Annotated in this window: 20 protein-coding genes and 1 other annotated feature; of the genes, 14 read left to right on the top strand and 6 right to left on the bottom strand. The window is 53.8% G+C overall.

Going from position 1 to position 17,045, the window contains the following annotated elements; genetic code table 11:
* Positions 1-58: 58 nt before the first annotated feature.
* The 4 genes from F3I20_RS02810 to hxpB all read right to left on the bottom strand — a co-directional run bounded on the left by F3I20_RS02810 (position 59) and on the right by hxpB (position 3,258).
* Complete coding sequence (locus tag F3I20_RS02810; RefSeq protein ID WP_033732464.1) at positions 59-649, bottom strand: metal-dependent hydrolase; 591 nt, start codon at positions 647-649, stop codon at positions 59-61.
* A 149-nt stretch (positions 650-798) separates the two neighbouring features.
* Positions 799-1,560: a 2-dehydro-3-deoxy-D-gluconate 5-dehydrogenase KduD gene (gene kduD / locus F3I20_RS02805; RefSeq protein WP_150012786.1), complete on the bottom strand. Its 762-nt coding sequence runs from the start codon at positions 1,558-1,560 to the stop codon at positions 799-801.
* A gap of 17 nt (positions 1,561-1,577) precedes the next feature.
* Positions 1,578-2,414: a 5-dehydro-4-deoxy-D-glucuronate isomerase gene (gene kduI / locus F3I20_RS02800; protein WP_150012788.1), complete on the bottom strand. Its 837-nt coding sequence runs from the start codon at positions 2,412-2,414 to the stop codon at positions 1,578-1,580.
* Between the two features lie 175 nt (positions 2,415-2,589).
* On the bottom strand, positions 2,590-3,258 hold the full coding sequence (gene hxpB / locus F3I20_RS02795; RefSeq protein WP_150012790.1) for a hexitol phosphatase HxpB: 669 nt from the start codon (positions 3,256-3,258) through the stop codon (positions 2,590-2,592).
* Between the two features lie 148 nt (positions 3,259-3,406).
* On the opposite strand from hxpB, the gene F3I20_RS02790 reads away from it, so the two are divergent.
* Entirely contained in the window at positions 3,407-3,943 is a 537-nt protein-coding gene (locus F3I20_RS02790; protein WP_150012792.1) for a YniB family protein, read from the top strand.
* 12 nt (positions 3,944-3,955) lie between these two features.
* Here F3I20_RS02790 and F3I20_RS02785 read toward each other — a convergent pair whose 3' ends face one another.
* Together F3I20_RS02785 and ghoS are read right to left on the bottom strand one after the other, a co-directional pair.
* Complete coding sequence (locus tag F3I20_RS02785; protein WP_150012794.1) at positions 3,956-4,849, bottom strand: fructosamine kinase family protein; 894 nt, start codon at positions 4,847-4,849, stop codon at positions 3,956-3,958.
* 79 nt (positions 4,850-4,928) lie between these two features.
* Positions 4,929-5,249, bottom strand: a complete 321-nt coding sequence (gene ghoS / locus F3I20_RS02780) for a type V toxin-antitoxin system endoribonuclease antitoxin GhoS (RefSeq protein WP_150012796.1) — start codon at positions 5,247-5,249, stop codon at positions 4,929-4,931.
* Positions 5,250-5,600: 351 nt separating this feature from the next.
* Between ghoS and F3I20_RS02775 the strand changes: the two genes are divergently transcribed.
* The 13 genes from F3I20_RS02775 (at position 5,601) to F3I20_RS02715 (ending at position 16,854) form a co-directional block, all read left to right on the top strand.
* A complete protein-coding gene (locus F3I20_RS02775) occupies positions 5,601-6,362 on the top strand; it encodes a DUF481 domain-containing protein (protein WP_150012799.1) in 762 nt (253 codons plus the stop codon).
* Between the two features lie 247 nt (positions 6,363-6,609).
* Positions 6,610-8,538, top strand: coding sequence for a threonine--tRNA ligase (thrS, locus tag F3I20_RS02770; RefSeq protein WP_150038014.1), 1,929 nt, complete (start codon positions 6,610-6,612; stop codon positions 8,536-8,538).
* A gap of 3 nt (positions 8,539-8,541) precedes the next feature.
* Entirely contained in the window at positions 8,542-9,093 is a 552-nt protein-coding gene (infC, locus tag F3I20_RS02765; protein WP_150038015.1) for a translation initiation factor IF-3, read from the top strand.
* A 99-nt stretch (positions 9,094-9,192) separates the two neighbouring features.
* On the top strand, positions 9,193-9,390 hold the full coding sequence (rpmI, locus tag F3I20_RS02760) for a 50S ribosomal protein L35 (protein ID WP_004157374.1): 198 nt from the start codon (positions 9,193-9,195) through the stop codon (positions 9,388-9,390).
* Positions 9,391-9,432: 42 nt separating this feature from the next.
* Positions 9,433-9,789, top strand: a complete 357-nt coding sequence (gene rplT / locus F3I20_RS02755; RefSeq protein WP_003853267.1) for a 50S ribosomal protein L20 — start codon at positions 9,433-9,435, stop codon at positions 9,787-9,789.
* 118 nt (positions 9,790-9,907) lie between these two features.
* Positions 9,908-10,033: a sequence feature (Phe leader region), on the top strand.
* Positions 9,913-9,957 (top strand): pheST operon leader peptide PheM, encoded by a 45-nt coding sequence (pheM, locus tag F3I20_RS24090; RefSeq protein ID WP_106120997.1) that lies wholly within the window; start codon positions 9,913-9,915, stop codon positions 9,955-9,957. Its footprint overlaps the feature before it by 45 nt.
* A 71-nt stretch (positions 10,034-10,104) precedes the next feature.
* Entirely contained in the window at positions 10,105-11,088 is a 984-nt protein-coding gene (gene pheS, locus F3I20_RS02745) for a phenylalanine--tRNA ligase subunit alpha (RefSeq protein WP_033732472.1), read from the top strand.
* Between the two features lie 14 nt (positions 11,089-11,102).
* Positions 11,103-13,490, top strand: coding sequence for a phenylalanine--tRNA ligase subunit beta (gene pheT / locus F3I20_RS02740; protein ID WP_150038016.1), 2,388 nt, complete (start codon positions 11,103-11,105; stop codon positions 13,488-13,490).
* Between the two features lie 4 nt (positions 13,491-13,494).
* Positions 13,495-13,797 carry an integration host factor subunit alpha gene (gene ihfA / locus F3I20_RS02735; RefSeq protein WP_003853259.1) on the top strand — a complete coding sequence of 101 codons (303 nt, stop codon included), beginning with the start codon at positions 13,495-13,497 and terminating at the stop codon, positions 13,795-13,797.
* 200 nt (positions 13,798-13,997) lie between these two features.
* Entirely contained in the window at positions 13,998-14,981 is a 984-nt protein-coding gene (btuC, locus tag F3I20_RS02730) for a vitamin B12 ABC transporter permease BtuC (RefSeq protein ID WP_150038017.1), read from the top strand.
* A 50-nt stretch (positions 14,982-15,031) separates the two neighbouring features.
* A complete protein-coding gene (locus F3I20_RS02725) occupies positions 15,032-15,577 on the top strand; it encodes a glutathione peroxidase (RefSeq protein WP_150012808.1) in 546 nt (181 codons plus the stop codon).
* Complete coding sequence (btuD, locus tag F3I20_RS02720) at positions 15,578-16,327, top strand: vitamin B12 ABC transporter ATP-binding protein BtuD (protein WP_150038018.1); 750 nt, start codon at positions 15,578-15,580, stop codon at positions 16,325-16,327. It abuts the gene before it with no gap.
* A 68-nt stretch (positions 16,328-16,395) separates the two neighbouring features.
* Complete coding sequence (locus F3I20_RS02715; RefSeq protein ID WP_150012812.1) at positions 16,396-16,854, top strand: C40 family peptidase; 459 nt, start codon at positions 16,396-16,398, stop codon at positions 16,852-16,854.
* Positions 16,855-17,045 lie beyond the last annotated feature (191 nt).

Here is a 17,045-nt window from a genome sequence, read left to right as displayed (position 1 = left end):
AGAGGGTGCCTTATATCCAAATGGCATGGTTTATAACTTAATGGTGTTTTGTGCGGATTTATTGCGCAGAATGACTGGATATTAACCGACCGACGCCATTTTGTAGCGTATCAAACAGTTGAGCCGGCCAGCCGTTTGCACCAAAAGATGGCATGCCGACCGGGAACCACAGCGCATAGCCTACCAGTCCCAGACACAATGCCCGCTCAAGCTGATTGCCTTTCTGACTGCGCAGGATCGGCAGACGGAAGCGCCAGCGGCAGGGCCACAGCAACGGGACACCGGCGGGCGTCAGCATATCGGCCACAATATGACTGAGGTAGCCCAGCGTCAGACCCTGCAGTACGTCCGCGGGTATCGGCGACGACTGGGGCAGGTTTATCTGAAAAAGCCATAAACCGGCGGCTACCGCCAGCAGACTATGGGTAAAGCCCCGATGACCGAACGCGCGTGCAATAGGATGAGAGAGCCAGCGTAGTCGCTGCCCCAGCAAAGATTTGGGGTGATCGATATCGGGCAGGAGGCATGTCAGCAGAGCAGAAGGAACAAGATGCCACCAATCGGCCTGCGCCAGTACGGGTGTAAGCTCAGCACGCTTAGCAAAAATAGCGCTGGCAATGGCAAAAATGATGTGGCCTTCGCCCGTCATGATAGAACCTGGTTGCAAAGAAAACTGTCGATGCATCCAGTATAGGGATTTATCCAGTGAATGAGAACATGTGACGCTGTAACGAAGCATGAATATTTTTAACAAGCCGGACAGCGATGAAACACTGCCCGCCTGTTCTGACAGAAAGATTAACGTGCCAGCCAGCCGCCATCTACCGCCAGGGTATAGCCATTTACGTAGTCAGACGCGGAAGAGGCCAGGAAAACTACCGGCCCCATCATGTCATCAGGCACGCCCCAGCGTCCTGCCGGGATACGTCCCAGGATCTCATCGCTTCGGGCCTGGTCTTTACGCAACTGTTCGGTGTTATCGGTAGCCATATAGCCTGGGGCAATCGCATTAACATTAACGCCATGCTTCGCCCACTCATTCGCCATCAATCGCGTTAAACCCATCACGGCGCTTTTTGACGCCGTATATGAAGGCACGCGGATGCCCCCCTGGAACGACAGCATAGAGGCGATATTGATAATTTTGCCGCCGTTACCCTGAGCAATAAACTGCCGCGCTACCTGCTGTGACAGGAAAAAGACCGTTTTACTGTTGATGTTCATCACATCATCCCAGTCCTGCTCGCTGAAGTTCAGTGCATCTTCACGACGGATAATCCCGGCGTTGTTGACCAGGATATCGATTCTGCCTGCGGCGGCGACAGCCTGCTCAACAACCTGCGACGCAACATCAGAGCGCATCAAATCCGCTGACACCGACCAGAAACGGCGGCCAAGTGCTTCAACTTTACGTTGCGTTTCGTCAGGCTCGAAACGGTTAACGCCGACAATGTCGCAGCCAGCCTGAGCCAGCCCCAGAGCCATACCCTGACCCAGACCGGTATTACAACCGGTCACCATTGCCACTTTGCCTTTTAAATCAAACATATTCAGTACCATTTATGCCTCTCCTCTGCTTAACGCAGTTCGCTGATTTTGACGTGGTCCATGTCATCAAAGACCTGATTCTCACCCACCATGCCCCAGATAAAGGTGTAACGCTGGGTGCCGACACCAGCATGAATTGACCAGCTGGGTGAGATGACCGCCTGCTCGTTATGTACCAGCAGATGGCGGGTTTGCTGGGGTTCTCCCATCATGTGGAAGACCGCGCTCTCTTCGCTCATATCGAAGTAGAAGTAGACTTCCATGCGCCGCTCATGGGTGTGACAGGGCATGGTATTCCACAGGCTGCCTTCATCCAGCCTGGTTAAGCCCATGGTGAGCTGGCAGGTGGGCAGGACATCCGGCACGATAAATTTGTTAATGGTGCGACGATTGGCAGTGGCAACATCACCCAGCGTGGCGGTGGCTGCTTCCTGCAGCGTGATCTTCTTATCCGGGAAGGTGCAGTGTGCGGGTGCGCTGTTGTAATAGAATTTGGCGGGCTGGGCTGGGTTCAGGCTGCGGAACAGCAGGTGGCGCGCACCTTTGCCAATGTAAAGCGCCTCTTCGTGACCGATCTCCCACGCTTTACCGTCGACCTCGACCAGACCCGGGCCGCCAATGTTAATCATGCCCAGCTCGCGGCGTTCAAGAAAATAACTGACACCCAGCTGCTTTCCCATCTCATCACCGATAGTGACTGGCTTATTAACCGGCATCACGCCGCCAATGATGATGCGGTCGATGTGGCTGTAGGTCAGGGTGTAATTGTCAGCGGAAAAAATCGTCTCAATCAGAAACTCGCGGCGCAACGCGTCAGTGTCGAGTTGTTTAGCGTGATCGCTATGAATGCTTTGGCGAACGTCCATCTCAGGCCTCTCTGCAGGTCAGGTTATTCATGCCCCGAACGGGGACGCTTCGGGCATCTTAGGCAGAGTGGGATGGGAATTCAATAAAAATGAAACGTTGTTTTATTTTTTGCGGGGTAGATCAACCGGCATGCGCAGCGGGCCAAAAAAAAGCCCGCTATGCGCGGGCTGTTTATTATCCCTGCAGATGCTGCAGGCTAAGCTGTGTCAGGTTGTCCAGCCGGACATCCGCCAGCGCCCAGCGCGGATCGTCACGATGCTCAGTAGCAGGTACCACAATCGACCGCATGCGGGCCGCTTTGGTCGCGATCATGCCATTAAACGAGTCTTCCAGTGTGACGCAGTTGAGTGGATCAATCGCCAGGCTGGCGGCAGCGTTGAGGTAGACCTGCGGATGGGGCTTGCTATAGGGCAGTGATTCTGCTGAAGCCAGCACATCGAAATAGTGGCGCAGGTTGAAGATCTCCAGCACCTGTTCCAGCATCATGAGCGGCGATGCTGAGGCCAGACCGATTTTCAGTCCCTGCTCCTGGCAGAGCTGTAGCGCCGTTTCCACGCCAGGGAGCAGCGGGCGCGTCTGATCCACCAGCGTCATGGCACGCGCAATAATACGGTCAGTAACCTCCTGCTGAGAGGGGCCCTGCCAGGGCAGCGTTTCGTACCACATCCGCACAGTCTGGTCGATACGCAGGCCAAGGGTATCAGGCATTTCACTGCGGCGTGACAGGTCGACGTCCAGCGTTGAAAAGATATCCAGTTCAGCCTGATCCCACAGCGGTTCAGAATCGATCAGTAAGCCATCCATATCAAACAGGGCAGCAAGGACAGGGCGGTGCCAGGTCATCAGCGGTCTCCTTATAAATAAAGTCGGTTTACCATACCATCATTCTCTGCTGACGCCTGCTTCAACCAATTGACCACGCTTTATTTGGGAAATTTCTTTGTGGGCAGGTAGACTGACGGCAAATTGGATTCCAGGTTCAGGAGATATTATGACCTATCAACAGGCTGGCCGTATCGCCATCCTTAAGCGCGTAGTGGGCTGGGTGCTCTTTTTAGTGGCACTGCTGTCGACCATTATTTCGGTATTGAGCTTTATGTTTAAGCACAGCGAGAAGCAGCCCGGTATTGACGCCGTTATGCTTGATTTCGTCCATGTCATTGTCGATATGCTGCGCTTCAACACGCCGTTCCTGAACGTTTTCTGGCATAACTCGCCGGTACCGGAATTTAATGGTCAGATGAACCTGGGTTTCTGGCTGATCTACATTCTGATTTTTGTCGGGCTGGCGCTGGAGTCATCAGGCGCGCGGATGGGACGGCAGGCACGTCACGTCAAAGAGGGCATTGAAGATCAGATGATTCTGGAGCAGGCAAAAGGCAGAGAAGGACGCAGCCGTCAGCAACTGGAAGAAAAGGTGCGCGTTCCTCGCCACACCATCTTCCTGCAGATCTTCCCGCTCTATGTCCTGCCAGTGATAATTGCGATAGCCGGCTATTTTGCGTTGTCGCTGCTGGGCTTTATCTGACTGTGAACGCCGTCAGGCCGGTCTGGCCTGACGGGTGCCGAGCGCATCTTCATCCAGCAACTGGCCAATGGCGAACTGCGCGTCGCCAGGCCAGTGCCCGCCAAACACGTTAGCCCGGTTCAGCAGATAGTAGAGCTGGTAGACCGGCAGGCGCTGCGAAAAACCATCCGGCAGGGGCCACACAGCCTGATAGCCGTCGTATATCTGGCGTGGCAGGTCAGGGTACCAGCTCAGCATGGCTAAATCGCATTCACGGTCGCCCCAGTAGCAGGCGGGATCGAACAGCCAGGGGCCACTGTCACTGCTGGCGCAGTTAGCGGGCCAGAGATCGCCATGTAAAAGCGACGGCTGCGGATGATGTGACGCAAGCACCCGCTGCACGGAGGCGATAATCAGCTCGGTATCCCCGTACTGAATCCCCTTTTCGGCCGCCAGCTGCAGCTGCCAGCCGATGCGCTGTTCGGCAAAAAAGACTGACCAGCGTCGCAGCCAGCTATTAGGCTGGGGCGTGGTGGTGATGTTGTTGTCGAAATCGAGGCCAAACTGTGTCTGCTCGCTCCACTGATGCAGGTGCGCCAGCTGCTGACCCAGCAGATATGCACTCTGCTCATCAAGCGGCTGTGGCCTGATGTACTCCAGTAACAGAAAGCTCTCCTCACGATGATGACCCACACCATATACCTTTGGCACCCGAACCGTGCCGGTGCGTGCCAGCAAGGCGAGCTGGTCTGCTTCCCAGGTAAAAAGCGACAGCATCTCGCGGCTGTTACTTTTAACGAAGACATCATGATCACCGTAGCGAATATGCCAGGTGGGGTGGATATCACCACCCGCAAGGGCGTGACGTTGAGTGATTTCGGCGTTGCCTAACTGCTCGCTTAACAGACGACTGATGGCTGACCACATAGGGCTATCCTCGTTGTTCGCTGCGTAAGTCCGATGCTGATGCCTGAATATTCACCAAAACCAGCGTGATTGCACCTTTTTATTCTGGCGCTGAGGTGGCGGGGCGATGACTGGCGGTGTCCCGCAGATACTCTTCAAAGGTCATAACAGTCACATCGGGTTTCTGACCCAGTGCGTTTTCACCGGCATCTGCAACCTGCTGTCGCAGATCCTCAGCGTCCAGCGTACTGACAATGCCATAACTGTTCGTGCCCAGTTCATGGGGATGGCCGTTTTCATCAGCCAGCGTGGTGGTGAAACCGGCGGCGGTCATCGCGCTGGTCAGCTCCAGGATGTCACTTAATCCCGACTCCTGGTAATGAAAGGTCACGATGTAACGGGTTAAGGTCGTGTTGCTCATGAGGCACCTCCGGGAAAAAGAAACTGAACTGAGCGTAGACTATGGTGAAAATTCAGGCGAATTATGAAAGAGATGCTGGATGTCTGTCGTGACGCATAGCGTAAATCAGTGTCAGGAGTCCAGTCACTGACGTCAAAATCTTTCTGCCGTTACGTCTGGCTTTTCATTTGGGCAGCACTATAATGCGCGACGTTAATAAGATGAGTCCCAATTAACATGGGTTTTCAGGGTGATTACAGGCATTTTGTGTGAGTTAATAATTTTTTACAAAACTTACCGTAAATTGCATTGAATGCCCGGCAAAACGCTTCAGACTCTCCGTTTTTTAAACAGTCGCACGGATCACATTTAATGAAAGCCTTTAACAAGCTGTCTGCTGTTCTTTTGCTCTCCGCCGGAGCGTTTTGTCACCAGGCACTGGCCGATAACGCTGTATTCACCTCAATGGATGACCCTTCAACGGCTAAAAAGCCATTTGAAGGTTCTGCTTCTGCGGGATACCTGGCGCAAACCGGTAACACCACCAGTTCATCAATGACGGCTCAGACCAATATGACCTGGTATCAGTCATCTATGGCCTACAGCTTGTGGGGTAACGCAGCGAACACTTCCTCAAATGATGAACGCTCTTCAGAGACGTACAACATCGGTGGTCGTTCACGCTATAACCTCAACTCCTATGACTACCTGTTTGGGCAGGCGAGTTGGTTAAGCGATCGTTTCAATGGTTATGATTCACGTGACGTGCTGACTGCCGGTTACGGTCGTCAGATCCTGAATGGTCCGGTGCACTCGCTGCGTGCGGAATTGGGTCCGGGTGTACGTTATGACGACTACCACGCTGGTGGTCATCAGACCAAGGCGCTGGGCTATGGCGCAGTGAGCTATCAGTGGCAGCTGACCGATACCACCAAATTTATTCAGGGCGTATCCGTGCTGAGCAGCTTCGGTGAAGACACCACGGTGAACTCCGAAACCGGCCTGCAGGTCGCTATCAATAGCCACTTCGCGCTGAAGCTGGCTTACAATGTCACCTGGAACAACAATCCGGCTGAGTCTGCGCCAGATCGTACCGACACCAAAACCTCAATCATGCTTTCTTACGCAATGTAAGCGCATCTTTGCCTAAGGCTTGCCCGGCGGCCTGACACTCTGTGTCAGGCCGCTTTTTTTGTTCGCTCCATGGCTGAGCAAAAAGGGGATGGTTTTTCTCGTCGGCGAAAACTGCTATCATCCGCTCCGCACTGCAATCCTGGCGACATTCCGACAATGTGGGTCTGATATTACGCCAGGTCACTCATTTTACATTACGTTGCATGTAAGCTTTCGTGTGGCTTACCACTGCAAATAAGGACATGAAATGCCTGTAATTACGCTTCCTGATGGCAGCCAGCGCGTGTTTGACCGCCCTGTCAGTGTCATGGATATTGCGCTGGACATCGGTCCAGGTCTGGCGAAAGCCTGTATCGCTGGCCGCGTTAACGGTGAACTGGTTGATGCTGTTGATCCCATCACCGACGATGCCGCTGTCGCGATCATTACCGCAAAAGATGAAGCGGGTCTGGAAATTATCCGTCACTCCTGTGCGCACCTGTTAGGGCACGCAATTAAACAGCTGTGGCCGGATACCAAAATGGCGATTGGCCCGGTCATTGATAACGGCTTCTATTATGATGTCGACATCGATCGTACCCTGACCCAGGAAGATATCGATCTGCTGGAAAAACGCATGCATCAGTTAGCTGAAACTAACTACGATGTGGTGAAGAAAAAAGTCAGCTGGCAGGAAGCACGCGACGTCTTTGCGGCGCGCGGCGAAATCTACAAGACCACCATTCTTGATGAAAACATCAGCCATGACGATAAGCCTGGCCTGTATCATCACGAAGAATATGTCGACATGTGCCGCGGTCCGCACGTGCCGAACATGCGGTTCTGCCATCATTTTAAACTGCAGAAAATCTCCGGTGCCTACTGGCGCGGCGACAGCAGCAATAAAATGCTGCAGCGTATTTATGGCACCGCATGGGCAGACAAAAAGCAGCTGGCAGCCTATCTGCAGCGTCTGGAAGAGGCGGCGAAGCGTGACCATCGTAAGATTGGTAAGCAGCTGGATCTCTACCACATGCAGGAAGAAGCACCGGGTATGGTCTTCTGGCATAATGACGGCTGGACCATCTTCCGTGAGCTGGAAGTGTTTGTCCGCAGCAAATTAAAAGAGTACCAGTACCAGGAAGTTAAAGGTCCGTTCATGATGGACCGTGTCCTGTGGGAAAAAACCGGGCACTGGGAAAACTATAAAGAAGCGATGTTCACTACCTCATCTGAGAACCGTGAATATTGCATCAAACCGATGAACTGTCCTGGACATGTTCAGATCTTTAATCAGGGTCTGAAATCCTACCGTGACCTGCCGCTGCGTATGGCAGAGTTTGGTAGCTGTCACCGTAATGAGCCATCAGGTGCGCTGCACGGTCTGATGCGCGTTCGCGGCTTTACCCAGGATGATGCACACGTCTTCTGTACAGAAGAGCAGGTGCGTGACGAAGTGAACAGCTGTATCCGCATGGTCTATGACATGTACAGCACTTTCGGCTTTGAAAAGGTTGTGGTGAAGTTATCCACCCGTCCTGAGAAGCGTATCGGTACAGATGAGATGTGGGATCGTGCCGAGGAAGATCTGGCCGCCGCGCTGAACGAAAACAACATTGAGTTTGAGTTCCAGCCCGGCGAAGGCGCGTTCTACGGCCCTAAAATTGAGTTCACTTTGTACGATTGTCTTGATCGCGCCTGGCAGTGCGGAACCGTTCAGCTAGACTTCTCCCTGCCAAAACGCCTTGAAGCAACCTACGTGGGTGAAAACAACGACCGTCAGACGCCAGTGATGATTCACCGTGCGATTCTGGGATCGATGGAGCGCTTCATCGGTATTCTTACCGAAGAATTCGCCGGTTTCTTCCCAACCTGGCTGGCACCGCTGCAAGTTGTGGTAATGAATATTACCGACGGACAAGCGGAATATGTTGAGTCTTTGACGCGTAAGCTGCAGAATGCTGGCATTCGTGTGAAGGCAGACTTGAGAAATGAGAAGATAGGCTTTAAAATCCGCGAGCACACATTACGTCGCGTCCCTTATATGTTGGTCTGCGGTGATAAAGAGGTGGAATCTGGCAAAGTTGCCGTTCGCACCCGCCGTGGTAAAGACCTGGGATCGATGGATGTCGACCTGTTTGTTGAGAAGTTGCAACAAGAGGTTCGCAGCCGAAATCTTCACCAATTGGAGGAATAAAGTATTAAAGGCGGAAAACGAGTACTACCGACGCGTCCGAACAAAATTAACAGTGAAATCCGCGCAACTGAAGTGCGCTTAACGGGCATGGATGGCGAGCCGATAGGCATCGTCTCATTACGCGAAGCTCTGGAAAAAGCCGAGGAAGCGGGCGGCGACTTAGTCGAAATCAGCCCGAACGCCGAACCGCCGGTCTGCCGTATTATGGATTACGGCAAATTCCTCTATGAAAAAAGCAAATCTTCTAAGGAACAGAAGAAGAAGCAAAAAGTTATTCAGGTTAAGGAAATCAAATTCCGTCCTGGAACCGATGATGGCGACTATCAGGTCAAACTACGCAACCTGATTCGCTTTCTGGAAGATGGCGATAAAGCTAAAATCACGCTCCGCTTCCGCGGTCGTGAGATGGCGCACCAGCAGATCGGTATGGAAGTGCTTAACCGCGTCCGTAAAGACCTGTGTGAAGATCTGGATTTGGCCATTGTCGAATCCTTCCCTTCGAAGATCGAAGGCCGCCAGATGATCATGGTGCTCGCTCCTAAGAAGAAACAGTAGGCTTTCAAGTAGCAATAGCCGCGCAGCGTTCGCGCTGTGCGGCTATCTGCTCGCCTGTCTGGGTCATGTTATTAACAATGCGAAGTGGATATTTTTAAAATGCCAAAGATTAAAACTGTACGTGGCGCGGCTAAGCGCTTCAAGAAGACCGCTTCTGGCGGCTTCAAGCGTAAACACGCAAACCTGCGTCATATTCTGACTAAAAAATCTACTAAGCGTAAACGTCACCTGCGTCCTAAAGGCATGGTGTCAAAAGGCGATCTGGGTCTGGTTATTGCCTGCCTGCCGTACGCATAAGTAAATTTTTTATTAATTCAGAATATTAAACAGGAGAGCTAAATGGCTCGTGTAAAACGTGGTGTAGTTGCTCGCGCACGTCACAAAAAAATCTTAAAACAAGCTAAAGGCTATTACGGTGCACGTTCACGTGTTTACCGTGTTGCTTTCCAGGCTGTTATCAAAGCTGGTCAGTATGCTTACCGTGACCGTCGTCAGCGTAAGCGTCAGTTCCGTCAGCTGTGGATCGCGCGTATCAACGCAGCGGCACGTCAGAACGGCATGTCTTACAGCCGTTTCATCAATGGTCTGAAAAAAGCAGCCATTGAGATTGACCGTAAGATCCTGGCCGACATCGCAGTATTCGACAAAGTGGCATTCTCTGCACTGGTCGAAAAAGCGAAATCAGCCCTGGCGTAAGTCAGATGGAAAAGGGAGCTTGCTCCCTTTTTTATTGCCTGTAACTTACGCAAAAGATTGACATTTTCGTCGCTGAGCTTTTCAATATACCCCCCTGTATCGCATGACAAGGTAACCGCAAGCATGAATGCTGCTATTTTCCGTTTCTTTTTTTACTTTAGCGCCTGACATTTGGGGGCTTTTGCGCATAAGAGAAGAAACGAAAAACCGCGCTAAAAGCCTCCCTCGTGGAGGCTTTTTTGTTTCTGGCGCTAGCATATTGGACCGGCAGGTCCCAACGAGAACTGACCAGCCTGACTGGAAAAAGAGGAAATTATGTCCCAACTCGCAGAACTGGTGGCCAGCGCCACGGCGGCCATCGACGGGGCGACGGATATCGCCGCCCTTGACGCGGTGCGCGTCGAATACCTGGGTAAGAAAGGACATCTGACACTGCAGATGACGACGTTACGCGAGCTGCCAGCAGAAGAGCGTCCTGCAGCGGGTGCGGTAATCAACGAAGCGAAGCAGCAGGTCACCGATCGACTGAATGCCCGTAAAGACGCACTGGAAGCCGCGGTGCTGAATGCCCGTCTGGCGGAAGAGACCATCGATGTCTCGCTGCCGGGTCGCCGTATTGAGAATGGCGGTCTGCATCCGGTCACCCGCACCATGGATCGCATTGAGACCTTCTTTGGCGAGTTAGGCTTTGGTGTGGTAACAGGGCCGGAAATTGAAGATGATTATCATAACTTCGATGCGCTGAATATTCCTGCGCACCACCCGGCGCGTGCCGATCACGACACCTTCTGGTTTGACGCCACGCGTCTGCTGCGTACGCAGACCTCTGGCGTGCAGATCCGCACCATGCAGGCTCAGCAGCCGCCTATCCGCATTATTGCGCCAGGCCGCGTCTACCGTAACGATTACGACCAGACTCACACGCCGATGTTCCATCAGATGGAAGGGCTGATCGTGGATAAAAACATCAGCTTCACCAATCTGAAAGGCACGCTGCACGATTTCCTGAACAACTTCTTCGAAGAAGATTTACAGATTCGTTTCCGTCCTTCTTACTTCCCGTTCACTGAGCCATCGGCAGAAGTGGATGTTATGGGTAAAAACGGCAAGTGGCTGGAAGTGCTGGGTTGCGGCATGGTGCATCCTAACGTGCTGCGCAATGTCGGCATCGACCCGGAAGTTTACTCTGGTTTTGCCTTTGGTATGGGCATGGAGCGTCTGACCATGTTGCGCTATGGCGTGACTGACCTGCGTGCTTTCTTCGAAAATGATTTACGTTTCCTCAAACAATTTAAGTAAGGGCAGGATATCCAATGAAATTCAGTGAACTCTGGTTACGCGAATGGGTAAATCCAGCCCTGGACAGCGCCGCGCTGTCTGAACAAATTACCATGGCCGGTCTGGAAGTGGACGGCGTTGAGCCGGTTGCCGGCGCGTTCCACGGCGTTGTGGTCGGTGAAGTGGTGGAGTGCGGTCAGCACCCCAATGCCGACAAGCTGCGTGTCACCAAAATCAACGTCGGTGGCGATCGCCTGCTGGATATCGTCTGTGGCGCGCCGAATTGCCGTCAGGGACTGAAAGTCGCCGTTGCTACCGTCGGCGCTGTGCTGCCAGGTGATTTCAAAATCAAAGCGGCCAAACTGCGTGGTGAGCCCTCTGAAGGTATGCTCTGCTCGTTCTCTGAGCTGGGTATTTCCGACGATCACAATGGCATCATCGAACTGCCTTCTGATGCGCCTGTTGGCACCGATATCCGCGCTTATCTGCAACTGGACGACAACACTATCGAAATCAGCGTCACGCCTAACCGCGCCGACTGTCTGGGTCTGATCGGTATTGCCCGTGATGTTGCCGTGCTCAACGGTCTGCCGCTGAACGTGCCGGAGATGCAACCGGTCGCGGCGACGCTTAACGACACGTTCCCGATTCAGGTTGACGCGCCAGACGCCTGTCCGCGCTATCTGGGCCGTGTCGTGAAAGGGATTAACGTTAAGGCTGCTACGCCACTCTGGATGAAAGAGAAGCTGCGTCGCTGCGGCATTCGATCTATCGATCCTGTCGTCGATATCACCAACTACGTTCTGCTGGAACTGGGTCAGCCGATGCACGCCTTCGACCTTGACCGTATTGATGGCGGTATCGTGGTGCGTATGGCGAAAGAGGGCGAAAAGCTGACGCTGCTGGATGGTACCGAAGCCACCCTGCAGAGTGATACTTTAGTGATCGCCGATCATCAGAACGCGCTGGCGATGGCCGGTATCTTTGGTGGCGAACATTCAGGCGTTAACGGTGAAACGCAGAACATCCTGTTTGAGTGCGCGTACTTTGATCCGCTCTCTATCACCGGCCGCGCCCGTCGTCACGGTCTGCATACCGACGCGTCTCATCGCTATGAGCGTGGCGTTGACCCGGCGCTGCAACACCTCGCGCTTGAGCGTGCTACTCAGCTGCTGCTGTCTGTCTGCGGCGGTGAAGCGGGCCCGATTATCGATCAGACTCATCAGTCAGCGCTGCCTGTACCCGCCACAATCACACTGCGTCGCGAAAAGCTGGATCGTCTGATTGGTCACGTGATTGCGGATGAGCAGGTTACCGACATTCTGACGCGCCTTGGCTGTGACGTGACGGCAGGTGAAGGGCAGTGGCAGGCCGTCGCGCCGAGCTGGCGTTTCGATATGGCCATTGAAGAAGATCTGGTTGAAGAAGTGGCCCGTATTTATGGCTACAACAATATTCCTGATGTGCCTGTTCAGGCCGGTCTGGTCATGACCCGTCACCGTGAAGCGAATCTGTCGCTGAAACGCGCCAAAAACCTGCTGGTGGATAAAGGTTATCAGGAAGCGATTACTTATAGCTTCGTCGATCCGAAAATCCAGCAGCTGCTGCATCCGGGTGAAGAAGCGCTGTTACTGCCAAGCCCGATCTCCAGCGATATGTCGACCATGCGTTTGTCACTCTGGACCGGTCTGCTCAGTGCGGTGGTTTACAACCAGAACCGTCAGCAGAGCCGTGTACGTCTGTTTGAGAGCGGCTTACGCTTTGTGCCAGATACGCAGGCGGATTTAGGCATCCGTCAGGATCTTATGCTGGCTGGCGTCATCAGCGGCAACCGCGTTGAAGAGCACTGGGATCTGGCGCGTCAGACAGTTGACTTCTATGATTTGAAAGGCGATTTAGAGTCGCTGCTCGATTTAACCGGCAAACTGGATGAGATCAGCTTCCGGGCTGAGGCGAATCCGGCGTTGCATCCAGGACAGAGCGCGGCAATTTATTTGCGTGATGAACATATCGGATTTATCGGCGTTGTACATCCTGAGCTGGAACGTAAGCTTGATCTCAATGGCCGCACCTTAGTCTTTGAACTGCTTTGGAATAAGGTCGCAGACCGCGTCCTGCCTGACGCGCGCGAGATTTCTCGCTTCCCGGCGAACCGCCGTGATATTGCCGTTGTAGTGGCTGAAAACGTCCCTGCAGCAGATATCATTGCGGAGTGTAAGAAAGTTGGCGTAAATCAGGTAGTTGGCGTAAACTTGTTTGACGTGTACCGCGGTAAGGGCGTTTCTGAGGGCTATAAGAGCCTCGCAATCAGCCTGATTTTGCAGGATACCAGCCGGACACTCGAAGAAGAGGAGATTGCCGCGACCGTTGGCAAATGCGTTGCGGCATTAAAAGAGCGATTCCAGGCAACCTTGAGGGATTGAACCTATGGCGCTTACAAAAGCTGAGATGTCAGAGTACCTGTTTGAGAAACTCGGACTGAGCAAACGCGATGCCAAAGAGTTAGTAGAGCTGTTTTTCGAAGAGGTACGTCGCGCTTTGGAGAATGGAGAACAGGTAAAACTGTCTGGGTTTGGTAATTTTGACCTGCGTGACAAGAACCAGCGTCCTGGCAGAAACCCGAAAACGGGTGAAGATATTCCGATTACTGCGCGTCGCGTAGTAACGTTCCGCCCAGGACAGAAGCTGAAAAGCCGCGTAGAGAACGCTACACCCAAAGAGACTGACTGAATTTCAGCGTTTCAAAAAGGCCGCGCAAGCGGCCTTTTTTCATGGTTCCAGTAAGCAGCTTTCAGGGTTTCAGAAAGCAGGATCCCGCTTCAGGCGCGCATTAATGTCCACCTCAACCCGGCGCAGACCGCCTCATCAGCCTTTCTTTTTTCACCAATCCCTCTACAATCAAATCACTGTTTTCTCAGCTAATCCCGCTTATGTCTCTGCTCGACACGTTCGCGCGCCAGGCCGATCAACGCGGCCAGAAATGGCTGATTGCGCTCGCCCTTATGCTCTCTGTACTGCTCTGTCTCAGCCTCTGTGCCGGAGATAGCTGGATCACGCCCTCAGCGTGGTTCAGCGATAGCGGACAGCTCTTTGTCTGGCAGTTGCGGCTGCCCCGCAGTCTGGCGGTAGTCCTGGTGGGGGCGTCGCTGGCGGTATGCGGCGTGGTGATGCAGGCGCTGTTTACCAATCCGCTGGCGGAGCCAGGTCTGCTCGGCGTTTCGAACGGCGCAGGTATCGGCCTGGTGCTCGGCGTGCTGCTGGGCAGCGGCTCGCTGTGGAGTCTGGGGCTGGCGGCGATGGCCGGTGCGCTGATTATTACGCTTATCCTGCTGCATTTTGCTCATCGTCAGCTCTCAGTCACCCGGCTGTTGCTGACCGGCGTGGCGCTGGGGATTATCTGCAGTGCCATCATGACCTGGGCGGTCTACTTCAGCACCAGCCTCGATCTGCGTCAGCTGATGTACTGGATGATGGGGGGATTCAGCAGCATTGACTGGCGCTATGGCTGGATGATGCTGGCACTGCTGCCGGTGATGCTCGCGCTGGGGGCGACCGGCCCGATTCTCAATCTGCTGGTTCTGGGCGAGACGTCCGCCCGTCAGCTCGGGCTGTCACTCTTCTTCTGGCGTAACCTGCTGGTGCTGGCCATGGGCTGGCTGGTCGGCATCAGCGTCGCAATGGCTGGCACCATTGGTTTTGTCGGGCTGGTTATCCCGCATCTGCTGCGCCTGAGCGGCATCAGCGATCACCGCTATCTGCTGCCGGCATCGGCGCTGACGGGCGCGGCGGTGCTTCTGGCCGCCGATATCGTGGCGCGTCTGGCACTGACGTCAGCGGAGTTGCCGATAGGCGTCGTGACGGCGACACTGGGCGCGCCACTGTTTATTATTTTACTGATGAAATCTTCACGCTAGCTTCGGCTGGCTACTCTGTATCCAAAACCGCATCCATGACAGGAAAAAGCATGAACATTTATGAGACTGAACTGGTTACGCTCGACGGGGAAAAAACTACGCTGTCACAGTGGCAGGGCAAAGTCCTGCTGGTGGTCAATGTTGCCTCGAAATGTGGTCTGACGCCGCAGTACGAAGAGCTGGAGAATCTGCAGAAAGCCTGGCAGGATCAGGGCTTCAGCGTCCTCGGTTTCCCCTGCAATCAGTTTCTGGAGCAGGAGCCGGGCAGTAGTGAGGAGATCAAAACCTTCTGCAGTACCACCTATGGCGTGACGTTTCCGATGTTTGCCAAAACCGAGGTTAATGGCCCGGCGCGTCATCCGCTCTATGCACAGCTGATTGCAGCCCGACCTGACGCGGTGCGTCCGGAAGGCAGCGGTTTTTACGAGCGTATGGAGAGTAAAGGACGCGCGCCGAAGGAGCAGGGCGACATCCTGTGGAACTTTGAAAAGTTCCTGATTGGCCGTGACGGCAGTGTGATCCAGCGTTTTGCACCAGACATGACGCCGGAAGATCCCATTATTCTGGAAACGATTAAACAGGCGCTGGCAAAATAGATGCTGTTGCGCCTGCAACAGGCCGCCGTCCCCGGACGGCTGCTGCCACTGACCGGCGAACTTTCCGCCGGTCAGCTGCTGCACATTGCAGGCCCGAACGGAGCCGGTAAAAGCACCTTGCTGAGTGTCATTGCGGGGCTGCAATCCGCTTCTGGCAGGGTGTTGCTGGATGAACAGCCGCTAAGTAACTGGAACGGTGCAGCACTGTCCAGGGTGCGCGGCTGGCTGCCACAGCAGCAGGCACCCCTGAGTCAGATGCCGGTCTGGCACTATCTGCGTCTCCATCTTAAACCAGCGGGGTCGCAGGCCGATGCCCGTCTCAGCATGCTGCTGCAGCGGCTTCAGCTGCAGGATAAGTTAACGCGTTCACTGACCCGGCTCTCCGGCGGAGAATGGCAGCGCGTCCGGCTGGCAGCCGTCTGTGCTCAGATTGATCCTCACATCAATCCTCACGGGCGGCTGCTGATCCTTGATGAGCCGTTGACGGCGCTGGATATCGGCCAGCAAAAAGCGGTGGACGATCTGATTGCGGCGCTGTGCGCGTCGGGTATTAGTGTTGTCGCCAGCAGTCACGATCTTAACCACAGCCTGCAACAGGCAGACAGGGTCTGGCTGATGGATAGCGGACAGGTGATCGCGCAGGGCGAACCTTCAGAGGTTCTGACGCCGCAGCGCCTGACACCGCTCTACCAGATTGCATTCCGGCAGATTGAACTGGAAGGACGCACGCTGCTGACCGTACTGCCCTGACACTTGCTACCTGGCGGGCTTTACCGCTACATTATCCCGGTTGCAACTTCTGATAAGGACATTTGGCGATGCGCCTGGGTTTGCTGATTTTAGTTCTGCTGCTGACGGGATGCAGTCATCACGCCCCGCCGATTAATGGCCGTCTTTCCGATTCAATCACCGTGATAGCGGAACTCAACGATCAGCTTGGTCACTGGCACGGTACGCCTTATCGTTATGGCGGCATGAGTCGTAACGGCGTTGACTGCTCCGGCTTTGTCTATCTGACCTTCCGCGATAAATTTGCACTGCAATTGCCGCGCACCACCTCAGCCCAAAGTGATATTGGCACCCGCATCAGCAAAGATGAACTGCTGCCAGGCGATCTGGTCTTTTTCAAAACCGGACGCGGTGAAAATGGCCTGCATGTGGGCATCTACGATACCGATAATGCTTTTATCCACGCCTCCACCAGTCAGGGCGTCATTCGCTCCTCACTCGACAATGTCTACTGGCGAAAAGTGTTCTGGCAGGCTCGCCGTATTTAACTGCAGGTCCGCGAAATCAGACTTAAGTCCAATTTTAAATAGAGTTAAAACAAAGAGTAAAAGTTTTATTTTAAATGAACGTTTAGGATGAGGATTTTAATAAACAGAATAATCGCTGATTTAATTCCACTAATAACCGGTGTTTTATCACTACTATTTGGCTTAAGCGTGATCGGCTGTTGCCAAACGGC

Source organism: Candidatus Pantoea gossypiicola (assembly GCF_008632075.1).
Taxonomy (GTDB): domain Bacteria; phylum Pseudomonadota; class Gammaproteobacteria; order Enterobacterales; family Enterobacteriaceae; genus Pantoea; species Pantoea gossypiicola.
The sequence above is the reverse complement of the archived record's forward strand: the minus strand, read 5'-3'. Positions and strand labels throughout refer to the sequence as shown.